Source organism: Pseudomonas cavernae (assembly GCF_003595175.1).
In the GTDB taxonomy this organism is placed as follows: Bacteria; Pseudomonadota; Gammaproteobacteria; order Pseudomonadales; family Pseudomonadaceae; genus Aquipseudomonas; species Aquipseudomonas cavernae.
Genome location: NZ_CP032419.1, coordinates 4,668,186 through 4,679,934, shown reverse-complemented (window position 1 = coordinate 4,679,934; position 11,749 = coordinate 4,668,186). Strand labels below are relative to the sequence as shown.

Genomic DNA, 11,749 nt, shown 5'->3' with positions numbered 1-11,749 from the left:
TGTAAACTCCGCTTCCTCAGCCGTTTTCGCCTTGTTTGACTCTAGCTCGCAAGATCGTAAACAGGTTTTCCGCGCTCCAAATGACAAGGCCGCCCTCGGGCGGCCTTGTCGTTACCAGCGGTTGAACACGTCTTCGGCGAAGCCGAGGAAGTCGTTGAGCTGCAGCGGCGTGCCGTCGTCGAGCACCACGCGGCCGGAAAAGTGGCCGAACACCTGGTGTTGCACCGACTTCATCAGCCCCAGGTCGACACGCGAGTGGCGATCCAGCAGCGGCCGGAAGGCCAGCTCGAGGCGCCCGGCGTCGTCGTTGAGCCGCCAGGGCTTGAGATAGTCGGCGGGATCGTAGGCGAAGTGGACCTCGCCCAGCTTGTGCAGGCGGTCGCCATGGATCAGCGCGTTCTCGCTGGCCGGACTGCGGTCGCTGAAGCCATAGCCGAGGTTGAAACCGAACGGCACGCCGTCGAGAAAGCCGGACGCCGAGCTCCAGTACCAGCGGTTCTGGTAGGTCCACACGCCGCGTCCCCAGTCGAGCACCCCGGCGTCGCGGCGCGGGTCGAGCGTCAGGGTGCGGCCGCCGAAGCTGACGCTGCCGCTGGCCGGCAGGCAGTTGAGCTTGCGGTTGTAGTAGAAGGCGCGGCGATTCTCCGCCCAGGAGGTGGCGATGTTCATCGACTCCAGCGCGACCGGCTGCTGCAGGACGATCTCCCCCGTCAGTCCACGCGTCCCGTCCGCCGCGCGCATGCCGGGCGCGGCGAAGCGCAGCAGGCGGCGACCGTTGTCGACCTCGATCTCCACCTGCAGCGTGCGGCTGCGATGCAGCAGCCGGCCGTTCTGGCTGTCCGCCGTCAGGCCGAAGCGGCCAAGTGGCAGCGGCGTCAGGCTATCGACCTGCTGAAAGCAGCGCCGCTCGAAATCCAGATAACAGAGCGCGACCAGACCGACGTAGCCGAGATCGGCGACGGTCAGGGCGATGCCGAAGCGCTGATCGGCGGACAGCACCGCATAGTAGTCCCACTCCTTGATCCGCCAGCGCGCGGCGCGGATCGCCGCACGCTGGTACTGCCAGAGCGGCTGGCGCGCCCAGCCCGGGCGGGCCAGAACGTCTTCGGCGGTGAGGAGTGGGCCGGGACTGAGGATTTCCTGCTGCATGGGGCTCTCGCTTCGGGTGGTCAGGGGTGGCAGCCTTTCGCCGGCAGGCTACCCAGCGCGCGCTCGATCAGCGCTCGGCTGCGCGCGCTGCGTAGGATGCTGGTGTGGCTCTCGTGCAGCAAGTAGAGGTGCTCGGCTTCGTCTTGAGCGGCCGGGCGCAGTTCGCTGGCCAGCGGCACCACGCCGTCGTTGGGTTGCGCTAGCAGGCGGCGGTTGCCGCCATAGCTGACCAGCAGCCACTGGCGGATATGCGCCGGCAGCGGCGTGGCGAACAAGTCCTGCAAGTAGCGGCTGCCCGGCGCCAGGTCGCGCCATGCCGGCGCCACCACGGGCGCGTGGGCGAGGCCCTCGGCGGCAGCGGGATGGCCGTCCCAGGGGGTGGCCAGGGTGAGAAACAGACAGAGGCGTGCGCTGCCGTCATCGGCGCCGAGCAACTGCAGCGCTCGCCGCGCGACCAGCCCTCCCATGCTGTGGGCGACGACATGGACGCGCGTCGGCGAATGGCGCAGCTGCACGTCGCGGATCGCCTCGCTGAGCAGGTAGGCACTGTCGTTCAGCGACACGCCGCTGGGATAGTGGAACAGCAACGGCTGGAAACGCTGTGGGTCGAGGCTATCGACCAGCTGGCGCCAAGCGCGCGGTGAGTCGTTGATGCCGTGCACCAGAACCACCGGCTCCTTGTGCTTGTCCCAGGGCTGCAGCAGGTAGAGGCCGTAACCGACCTCGCGGAGGAAATCCAGCGGCTGCCAGGCGCCCTGGCTGACCCGCTGCGGGGAGAAGCGCGGGTCGTCGAAGTCGACCTGCTGCAGGTAGTTGTGGCGCAGGCGCGGCTGGTCGCGGTACAGCCGCGCCAGGCTCAGGTCCAGTGGCGGCGCCGGATACAAGTCACTGCTGGCGAGGCCGAGCGCGTAGGTCGCGGGCGCCGGCGTGCCGCTTTCGGCCGGTGACCCGAGCGCTGCGCCGTGCACCTGGCGCAGCCAGCGGCGCGGCTCGGCGGGGTCGAGGACGAAGTTAGCGTTGCGGTCGATGAACGCCAGCAACTGGTAGTCGCCCTTCGGCACGCTGAATTGGAAGGCGCCGCCGGGCTCGACTATGCGGTAGAGCTGCAGCTTGTCCTGGCGGTCGAGCAGGGCCACCAGGGTCGGTTGCGCCAGGCTGTCGGGCAGCACCTGGCCGCTGATGCGCACCAGCTGCTGGTGCGCCTCCTTGAGCTGTTCATCCAGCTGCAACAGCGAGCAACCGGCGCTCGCCAAGGCCAGCAGCGCACCCAGCACTGCGCCTAATACCCTCATCCCTGAGCTCCCGAGCGATGGTGGACATCATGCCCACCATCTTAGCCGGGAATCGAGTGGGAGGCGCTCAGGGCTGGGCGAGTATCGCCGTGGCCAGCTCCTCGTCGCTGGCCTGCAGGCCGGGGTGGTCGCGGCGTAGCTGCTGCAGCGCCGCTTCCAGGTAGGGGCCGCGGATCTGCCCGCCGCTGGCGATGAAGGCGCTGGCATCGTCCTTGGCCGGCAGGATCAGCTTGTCGTCGTCCTTGAGGCTCAGGTAGGTCGAGGCGGTGGTGGCGCCGGTGGTAAACACGTCCTTCCAGAAATCGCTGTCGGCCATCGCCGAGCCGACGGGGAAAGCGAGCAACGCAAGGCTGGCGTAGATCAGGTAGCGGCGCATGAGGGGTACTCCTGCAGGGGGGCTTACAATTTGGAAGGCCGCCGCTGCAGGGAAGTTCCACGCCATTCAGCCGAGTCGCGTCCTACAGCGCCTCGACCTTGAGCAGCACGCCATCCTGACCGACCACCCTGACCGCGGTGCCGGCCGGCAGGTCCGGGCCGCTGACCAGCCACAGCGAGTCGCCGGCCTTGATCTTGCCGCGCCCGGCGTTGATCGCCTCGTGCAGGACGAACTGGCGACCGAGCAGTTCCTGGCCGCGCTGGTTCAGGCCCGGCTGCTCCGAGGGCTTGGCCGCACTGCGCTGGCGTCGCCACCAGAGCACCGCGCTGAGCACCGAGAACAGGCCGAACAGGAGGAACTGCCAGGTCCAGGGCAGGGCGGGGAACAGGTAGCTGAGCACGCCGACGCCGGCGGCGGCGATGCCCAGCCACAGCAGGTAGCCACCGGCGCCGAACACCTCGAGGATCAGCAGCAGGGTGCCGAAGGCCAGCCAGTCCCAGAACGACAGGTGTTGCAGATAGCTGATCATGCGTGCTTGTCACCGAAGGTGGCCTTGACGATTTCGCCGATGCCGCCGACCGCGCCGACCACCTGGCTGGCTTCCAGCGGCATGAGGATCACCTTGCTGTTGCTGGCGCTGGCCAACTGGCCGAGGGCGTCGATGTATTTCTGCGCGACGAAGTAGTTGACCGCCTGCACGTTGCCGGCGGCGATCGCCTCGGAGACCATGCGCGTCGCCTCGGCTTCGGCCTGGGCCGCCCGTTCGCGCGCTTCGGCCTCGAGGAAGGCGGCCTGGCGCTGGCCTTCGGCCTTGAGGATGTCGCCCTGTTTCTGCCCTTCGGCGGTGAGAATGGCGGCGGCGCGCAGGCCTTCGGCTTCGAGGATCTGCGCGCGCTTGATGCGTTCGGCCTTCATCTGCCCGGACATGGCCGCCATCAGGTCGGCGGGCGGGCTGATGTCCTTGATCTCGATGCGGGTGATCTTGATGCCCCAGGGCGCGGTGGCTTCGTCGACGGTCTTCAGCAGGCGTTCGTTGATCGCGTCGCGCTGGCCGAGCATGGCGTCCAGCTCCATGGAGCCGAGCACGGTGCGGATGTTGGTCATCACCAGGTTGCGGATCGCGTGCTCGAGGTTGTTGACCTCGTAGGCCGCCTGCGCCGCATTGATGATCTGGAAGAAGCAGATCGCATCAATCTGCACCGTGGCGTTGTCGGCGGTGATCACCTCCTGCGGCGGGATGTCCAGCACGCTCTCCATGACGTTGAGCTTGCGGCCGATCTGATCCATCACCGGCACGATGATGTTCAGCCCTGGGCGCAGGGTGTTGGTGTAGCGGCCGAAGCGCTCTACCGTCCATTCGTAGCCCTGCGGCACCACCTTGAAGCCCATGAACACGACGGCGATGGCCAGCGCGACGAACAGCAGTAATACGCCACCAATTTCCATGACAACACTCTCCTTGTAGTGAACGGCCGGGCGGCCAGCCCCCATCTAAGCACAGCCGCGCCCGCCTGTGCAGCTGGGCCGGTCTCAGGGGCGGGTGCGCAGCAGGGCGCGCAACAAGCGGCGGTCGTGGCTGTAGATGTCCGGGACGTAGCGCGGCTGGCCGTCGGCGTCGACTTCCACCGTCCAGTAGCCGATCAGCAGCGGCACCGCCTGGCTCAGGCGGTACTCCTGGGTGCGCCCGCTGGCGATCCGTTGCTGCACCGCGGCAACTTCTTCGGGTGCGAGGAGAAAGTCGAGCAGGGTGGTCACCGCTTCGACGCGCACGCAGCCGGAGCTGAACAGCCGTGGCGACTTGTCGAACAGCAGTTGGCTGGGGGTATCGTGCAGGTACACCGCGAAGGGGTTGGGAAAGCGCAGGGCCAGGCGGCCCAGCGGGTTCTGCGGACCGGCGGCCTGGCGCAGGCGGATCGGCCCGGGGTTGTCCCAGTCCACCAGCCAGGGGTCGAGGAGGTTGCCGCTGTGGTCGTAGACGCTCATTTCGTGGCGCTCGAGATAGCTCGGGTCGCTGCGGATCTCCGGCAGCTTGTCCTCGCGGAAAATGGTCGGCGGCACTATCCAGCGCGGGTTGAGGGTCAGGCGCTCGATCCGCGAGGCGAGCAGCGGCGTCGGCCGTTCCGGCCGGCCGACCTGGGTGCGGGTGCGCCACAGAACCTGGCCGTCCTGCAGGACCAGCAGTTCGGCGGCGGCCACGTTGATCGCCACGTGCGCCGTGGCCAGATCGTCGGCCAGCCAGCGCAGGCGCTCGAGGTTGATCCTGAGCTGGTCGCGGCGGGTGCGGGCGTCGACGTTGAGCTCGGCCACGCTGGCCGGGCCGAGGAGGCCGTCGGGCTTGAGGCCGTGGTGGCGTTGGAAGGCTTGCAGCGCCGCCACCAGTTCGGGGTCGAAGCGGCTGTCCAGGCGGCTGGTCGGCGCCCCGGGCAGATAGTCCTCGGCCGCCAGGCGCCGGCGCAGCGCCGGCACCCGCGCATCGTCTTGGCCGGGGTGCAGCAGCGGGCCGTCGGCCAGCGGCAGCCAATTCGTCAGGGGCTGCTGGCGGATGCGCGCATAGGCGCGGCGCAGGGCCTGGTACTGGGGCAGCGTCGGGCGTGCGGCGGCGAAGGCGCGGGCGGGTTGGTCCAGCTCGCGCAGGGCGATGGGCAGCACCGCCAAGTGCGGGTCCGCGCGGGTGCCATCCTGCGGGTGCCAGAGCGGCTCGAGCCGCGCCTGCGGCAGACGGCCGTTGCGCAGATGTTGCAGGGCGCGCAGGTAGGCATGGCTGGCGAGCAGGTCGGCGCAGGCCTGGCGGCTCTCCTCGGCGGCGCTGGCCAGGCCGGTGGGCAGCGGGTAGTCGCTGGGATCGAGGCCGTCGTCGGCCAGCAGCGCGAGTTGCTCGCGTAAGGCGCTGAGGTGCGCGGCGTCGCGCCAGGCCAGTCGGTCGTCGCGCTGCTGGTAGAAGGCGTCGAGCTGCGCCTGGGCGGCGGCGTTCAGGCTGGCCGGCAGCGGTGCGCAGGGCAGCGGAAACTCATCGAAAAGCTGGCGCAGCGGCGCTTGGGTGAGCGGCGCCTGGAACAGCGCTGGTAGGAGCACTGCGCCCGCACCTTGGCTGGCTAGCGGCAGGAGCAACAGAATGCCGCGCAAGAGGAAAGGCCGGATGCTGTGCATCAGTGGTTCACGTCGCTGCCCAAACCAAGAGGGCTCACTGACAACTATAGGCAGATCGCCGCGGAGCGGGCTGCGCCGGCAGCCGGGCGGTCGTCCTGCGTCCGGGGCGAGGGCCGCTCGGAGCGGATCGTCGCCCGCCTAACCCGGCCAAACGGCGCCCGAGCTGGCCTCGGCCGCTGGCTTACGGCGCGCGCCACCCCGCGCTTGGCGCGCAGTGCCGTGCCACGCGGCTACCTCCCCTGCAGGCCGCGCGTTGCAACGCTTGCCTGCTCCACCGGGGAGATAGCCAGGCTCAAATGCCTTCCGGCAGGTGGATACCGCTGTCCACGACCCGATAGAGGGACGCGGGATCGTCAGCGCGGCTGGCGGGTTGGTCTTCCAGTGTGTGCGTGGACACCAGCGCGTCGAGGTAGGCACGCGGCTGCCCGACAATGGTCAGGGTGGCGGGGATGAAGCTCAGCGTATAGTTGTCGCCGCCATCCAGGCCGCCGAGGCCGATGACATAGCTGCCCGGAGCCTCGCCCGGCACGCGTGCCAGGCGGCCGATCAGGCTATCGCCAGCGACCAGGCTGCCGGCGCCGAGCGACCAGCTGAGCAGCGGATCGGCCAGGCCGAAGTTCTTGCTCAGAGCATGGGCGTTCACCGTGATCGGCCGGGGCAGGATATCGGCGCTGGCCAGCGGGTTGAGGCTGCTCAATACATAGTTGCCGGCATCCGCGCCGGAGAGGCCGCTGTTGCCGACGGTCACCGTCTTGCCGCTGCCGGCGTGCCTGTCGCTGAAGCGGCCTGTGCCGTTCAGCGCGACCTCGTCGCTGCCGAGTACGCCGCTCAGGCGGCCGTGGAGCGTGGCCAGCGTGCTGCCGTCGTAGGTCTTGGTCTCGGCGCTGTAGCTGCCGCTGATGGCCCGGGTGAGGATATCGGCGAAGGTCGTGGCACTGCTGTTGATGAGGCTGTAGTTGAAGGCATCGGCGCCGGACAGGGTGATGCCGGTGACGCTGACGGCTTTGCCCTGGCCGGCGTGCTTGTCGGCGAAACCGGCATAGGCATAGGCGATATCCAGGGCATCGCCGCTCAGCCGGTCGTCATGCAGCCCGACGCCGGCGTCGAGGTTGCCGTCATAGACCTTGTTCTGGCCCGTAGCGCTGACCGTCAGCGGGCGCGGGGTGATGGCCAGCGAGCCGGCGGTGAAGGATATGGCGTAGTTAGCGTTCCCCAGCGTGCCCTGGCCGATGGCGTAGCGGCCGACGTTGGCTGCCGCATTGGCTGAGGTAGTCAGCGCGCCGCTGAGCGAGTCGCCGTTGGCCAGGTTGCCGCTGGCGATGCTCCAGGCGAATGCCGGGTTGGCCTCGCCGTAGCTGCGCGTGGCGTTGTCGGCCGTGACGGTGATCTGCCGCGGGGTGATATCCAGCGCCCCGCCGGTGAAGGATATGGCGTAGTTAGCGTTCCCCAGCGTGCCCTGGTCGATGGCGTAGCGGCCGACGTCGGATGCCGCATTGGCCGCGGTGCTCAGCGCGCCGCTGAGCGAGTCGCCGTTGACCAAGTTGCCGCTGGCGATGCTCCAGGCGAATGCCGGGTTGGCCTCGCCGTAGCTGCGCGTGGCGTTGTCGGCCGTGACCGTGATCTGCCGCTGGCTGATGGTCAGGCTGCCGTTATTGCGATAGACGATGCGCGCCGCACCACCCTGGACGCGAGTGGCCGCGGCGCCGGAAGCCGTGAGCGCATAGCGGCCAACGGCAGAGCTCGCATCGGCGTTGCTGCTGAGCACGGGGCCGGCGCTGAGCTGGTTCCAGAAGCCCGTGCCGACCACGGTCAGCCCGTTTTGGATGGTCGAGTTGGCGTCGCCATACACGCGTGTGGCATTGGCATTGGTGACGATGCCGACCACGCCCGATACGCCGTAGAGTTCCGGCAGGTAAGTGCTGTCGGCAGGTGCCCAGGTGCCGGCGAAATCCCAGCCCAGGTAGGTCGACATATCGTGCATCTGGGCGGTGGTCCTGCCTGCGCCGCCGGCGCTGGTCAGTTGCCCTGTCTGGTCGATGTCCCAATAGCTGGCGCCGATGCTGCCGCCGTTGTTGTACCCCACCAGCCCGCCAACCTGAGAGGTGCCGCTGACCTTGCCGGTGGCATAGGCGTTGTTGATGCTGCCCAATTGGTTAAGCCCCACCAGGCCGCCGACATTCCGGCCGTGGCCGGAGACGCTGCCGCTGGCATAAGCATTATCGATACTGCCGGTGTAAGTGAGTCCGACCAGGCCGCCGACATGGTTGCCGGTGCCCGCGACGTCGCCGGAGGCATAGGCGTTGCGGATGCTGCCGGAGCTGCCCCCGGCGAGTCCGCCAACCCGCGCGTTCCCCGTGACGCTGCCCGTGGCGTAAGCGGTGTCGATGCTGCCGTACTGGTTATTGCCCACCAGCCCGCCGATGTAGACGCCGGAACCGCTGACGCTGCCGGTTGAATAGGCATCGCTGACACTGCCGGCGCTGTCACCGACCAGTCCGCCGACTTGAGCGTTGCCCGATACCGCACCAGTCGCATGGCTCTGACTGATGCTGCCGTTGACGGTGCTATGCCCGGCCAAACCACCGATAAAATCGTTCCCGGTCACGGTGCCGGCGGCATAACTTTGCTCGATACTGCCATTGAATAAGTAGCCGACCAGCCCGCCGGCGCCGTCGAGGGTTGCGGAAACCCTGCCGCTGGCAAAGCTCTGCCTGATAGACCCCGCGTTGTTCGCTAAGCCATTCCAGCCGACCAGCCCGCCGACATTCGAAACGCCGCTAGCAGCGCCGGTGGCATGACTCTCGATGATGTCGCCCGTATTAACGCCGACCAGTCCGCCGATGAAATCCGCGCTACCTGTTACGGAGCCTAGGGAATAGCTTTGGCTGATCTCGCCATCGTTAAAACCGACCAACCCGCCAAGCTGATTGGCGCCGCTGATCGTGCCGGTGGCAAAGGCGTTGCGGATGTCGCCCAATCGGTTAATCCCCACCAGTCCGCCGACGTCTCTGGTGCCGCTGACCGTGGCGCTGGCATAGGCATTGTCGATACTGCCGGTGGAAGTGAGTCCCACCAGTCCGCCGACGCCGATCCGCCCCGTTATGCTTCCGCCAATCATGCCGATATTGCGGAGCAGCGCGGCGCTGCCGGCATAGCCGATCAGGCCGACATAGTCTTGCCCCGGCCGATAGATGCTCAGCCCAGAGACGCTATGGCCTTGACCGTCGAGGCTGCCGGTGAAGGGGCTGGCGCCGTTGCCCACCGGCGCAAAGCCCAGGCCATTCCACATGCCGCTGGGGTTGCTGGCGAAAGTGCCGGTTTCGTGGGCGTCGATATCCCGCGCCAGGCGATAGTCGGCGCCCAGGTTCATGGCCATCAGCTGCAACTGATGGGCGTTGCTGATGGTGGTCGACCATTCCGAACGCAGGAACGGGCGGCTGCTGCCGTCCAGCATGAACCAGGTGTTGGCGAAGTCGAAGTTGCTGTAGGCGCTCTGCTTAAAGGCGTAATTGGCCGCGGCGGCGCTCGCCGGGTCGCTGGTGAGTTCGGTGACGCCGAAGCTGGAGGCGCCGTTTACGCCGACAGCTTGGCCGCTTGCATAACTGTCCCAATAGCTGGCGCTGATGGTGCCGGAGGCGTGGTACCCGACCAGCCCGCCGACGTTGTCGTTGCCACTGACCGCGCCGCTGGCATAGGCGTTGTCGATACTTCCCGAGACGTTGAGCCCGACCAGCCCGCCGACGTAGTCACCGCCGCTGGCCGCGCCGCTGGCATAGGAGTTGTCGATGCTGCCGGAGGCGTTGAACCCGACCAGCCCGCCGACGTAGGTGCCGCCGCTGACCGCGCCGCTGGCATAGGCGTTGCTGATGCTGCCGGCATAGGCGTTGCTGATTCTGTCGGCGTAGTTGTACCCGACCAGCCCGCCAACGTTATGGCTGCCGCTGACCGTGCCGCTGGCGTAGGCATTGTCGATGCTGCCGGAATTGTTGTTCCCGACCAGCCCGCCAACCTGACCGGTGCCGCTGACCGCGGCGGTGGCATAGGCATTGCTGATAGTGCCGCTGTTGATCCCGACCAGCCCGCCGACGTTGACAATGCCGCTGATCGAGCCACCATTCAAACCGAGATCGCGCATCTCGCCAGAGAGAGCGGCCATCAGGCCTACTTCCCACTGGGGCCGGTTGATGCTCAGTCCGTCGATGCTATGCCCGAGGCCGGCGAGGGTGCCGGTGAAGGCTGAACCATCGAGTCTACTCCCGATCGGCTTGAACCCCGCTCCGCTATTCCATCCGGCGGTGGCGCTGGCGTCGATATCCTGGGCCAGGGCGTAGTGGCCGTTGCGATCGTTGTCGATGGCCTGGAGCTGGTCGACATTGTGGATCAGCGTATAGGCGGCGCCATTCAGGGCCAGGCTGGCATTGGCGCCGGCGAGGGTGACCGGCGCGTTGATGTAGTAGTCGCCGCCGTAGTTGAGTGCCAGGCCGGCGCTGTTGCCCGTCGCAGTGATCGGCGCCTTGATGTTGATGTTGCGTTCGGCGCTCAGGGTCAGGTGGTTGTTGCTGCTCCAGCTGATCGCGTCGTTGACGTGGATGTCGCCATTGCCGCCGGCCGTGCCCTGGGTGGCGGTCTGGATCTCGAAGTGGTTGTTCTGCACCGCCAGCGCCACCGCCGCGCCGCTCATGTCGCCGCCGCTGGCGGCGATGGTGAAGTCGTTGGGGTCGATCAGCCAGATGCCGGTCTGGCCGCTCGCCGCCTGGGTGGTGACCTTGGCGGTTTCGGCGATTCGCACATGGGCGCCGGAGGTTTCGATAAAGCCGCCGTTGCCGCCCTGCGGCGCGGAGGCATCCAGGGTGCCGGCGACCTGCACCGTGCCGCCGTCGAAGCCGCCGAGCAGGACGATCTTGCCGGCCTGCTCGCCGAGGCTGCGCGCCTCGATCACCCCGGTGTTGTTGACCAGGGTTTGCAGCAGCGCGTCGCTGGCCTTGGCGGTCATCAGCACCTGGCCGCCGTCGGCCTGGATCAGCTGGTGGTTTTCCACCAGGGCATCCTTGGTCGCTTCATCGATCTGTACGTTGAGCAGGCCGTCGCCGGCGAAGTCGAGGGTCAGCGCATTGCCGGCGGCCAGCGCGACCGTGCCGGCGCGGGCGGCGATCACCCCCTGGTTGCTTACCGTGCCGCCGAGCAGCGCCACCGCGCCGCCATCGGCTGCGGCGATGTGGCCCTGGTTGGTGACCGCGGCATTGCTGCCGTCGCCCTTGAAGCGGTAGTTGCCTTGGGCGAAGTCGTCGTTGGAAATATTCAGGGTCGAGGCGACCAGCCCGCCGACATTCACCTGCGCGCCGGCGCCGAACAGCACGCCGTTGGGGTTGACCAGGAACACCCGGCCGTTGGCGTCGAGCTGGCCCATGATCTTCGAGCCGTCGGCGCCGAGCACCCGGTTCAGGGCGATGGCGTCCTGGCCCGGCTGGTTGAGGCTCACCTTGTGACCGGCGCCGATGTCGAAACTCTGCCAGTCGATGGCCAGTTTGTGGCTGGACTGGTCGATGTGCAGTTGCTGGTTGGCCGGTGTGCCGATCTGTCCGCTACCGAGGACGATCTGCCCGCCACTGGGCAACTCCGCCGCCGCCCCGAGGCCAGGGCTGAGTGCGACGATAGCCAGCGCCAGCCCCGTTCCGACCCGCTTGGCCGCGCCGCGTTTGCCGCGCGCTGCGGCATGCTCGCTGGCCACGATCCAGGCGCCCAGGCTGTGATTCCAGACGATGTTGTAGAGGCGGTTCATGGCCAG

Annotated in this window: 7 protein-coding genes; all 7 read right to left on the bottom strand. The window is 67.8% G+C overall.

Going from position 1 to position 11,749, the window contains the following annotated elements; genetic code table 11:
• Positions 1 to 111: 111 nt before the first annotated feature.
• The 7 genes from D3880_RS21255 to D3880_RS21225 all read right to left on the bottom strand — a co-directional run bounded on the left by D3880_RS21255 (position 112) and on the right by D3880_RS21225 (position 11,743).
• Positions 112 to 1,149 (bottom strand): DUF2804 domain-containing protein, encoded by a 1,038-nt coding sequence (locus D3880_RS21255; RefSeq protein ID WP_119895398.1) that lies wholly within the window; start codon positions 1,147 to 1,149, stop codon positions 112 to 114.
• A 20-nt stretch (positions 1,150 to 1,169) separates the two neighbouring features.
• Positions 1,170 to 2,441, bottom strand: a complete 1,272-nt coding sequence (locus D3880_RS21250; RefSeq protein ID WP_119895397.1) for an alpha/beta fold hydrolase — start codon at positions 2,439 to 2,441, stop codon at positions 1,170 to 1,172.
• Between the two features lie 67 nt (positions 2,442 to 2,508).
• Positions 2,509 to 2,817, bottom strand: coding sequence for a DUF2388 domain-containing protein (locus D3880_RS21245; RefSeq protein ID WP_119895396.1), 309 nt, complete (start codon positions 2,815 to 2,817; stop codon positions 2,509 to 2,511).
• Positions 2,818 to 2,899: 82 nt separating this feature from the next.
• The gene (locus tag D3880_RS21240; RefSeq protein WP_119895395.1) at positions 2,900 to 3,346 is read right to left on the bottom strand and encodes an NfeD family protein; all 447 of its coding nucleotides are present in this window, start codon (positions 3,344 to 3,346) and stop codon (positions 2,900 to 2,902) included.
• On the bottom strand, positions 3,343 to 4,263 hold the full coding sequence (locus D3880_RS21235) for an SPFH domain-containing protein (protein WP_119895394.1): 921 nt from the start codon (positions 4,261 to 4,263) through the stop codon (positions 3,343 to 3,345). The genes D3880_RS21240 and D3880_RS21235 overlap by 4 nt, the downstream gene beginning before the upstream one ends.
• An 84-nt stretch (positions 4,264 to 4,347) precedes the next feature.
• On the bottom strand, positions 4,348 to 5,964 hold the full coding sequence (locus D3880_RS21230) for a L,D-transpeptidase family protein (protein ID WP_119895393.1): 1,617 nt from the start codon (positions 5,962 to 5,964) through the stop codon (positions 4,348 to 4,350).
• A gap of 292 nt (positions 5,965 to 6,256) precedes the next feature.
• The gene (locus tag D3880_RS21225; RefSeq protein WP_119895392.1) at positions 6,257 to 11,743 is read right to left on the bottom strand and encodes a GLUG motif-containing protein; all 5,487 of its coding nucleotides are present in this window, start codon (positions 11,741 to 11,743) and stop codon (positions 6,257 to 6,259) included.
• Positions 11,744 to 11,749: the final 6 nt, after the last annotated feature.

What these genes read in the sequence shown, in the direction of transcription:
- D3880_RS21255 (WP_119895398.1), bottom strand. Translation starts at nt 1,149, where the DNA reads ATGCAGCAGGAAATCCTCAGTCCCGGCCCACTCCTCACCGCCGAAGAC.
- D3880_RS21250 (WP_119895397.1), bottom strand. Translation starts at nt 2,441, where the DNA reads ATGAGGGTATTAGGCGCAGTGCTGGGTGCGCTGCTGGCCTTGGCGAGC.
- D3880_RS21245 (WP_119895396.1), bottom strand. Translation starts at nt 2,817, where the DNA reads ATGCGCCGCTACCTGATCTACGCCAGCCTTGCGTTGCTCGCTTTCCCC.
- D3880_RS21240 (WP_119895395.1), bottom strand. Translation starts at nt 3,346, where the DNA reads ATGATCAGCTATCTGCAACACCTGTCGTTCTGGGACTGGCTGGCCTTC.
- D3880_RS21235 (WP_119895394.1), bottom strand. Translation starts at nt 4,263, where the DNA reads ATGGAAATTGGTGGCGTATTACTGCTGTTCGTCGCGCTGGCCATCGCC.
- D3880_RS21230 (WP_119895393.1), bottom strand. Translation starts at nt 5,964, where the DNA reads ATGCACAGCATCCGGCCTTTCCTCTTGCGCGGCATTCTGTTGCTCCTG.
- D3880_RS21225 (WP_119895392.1), bottom strand. Translation starts at nt 11,743, where the DNA reads ATGAACCGCCTCTACAACATCGTCTGGAATCACAGCCTGGGCGCCTGG.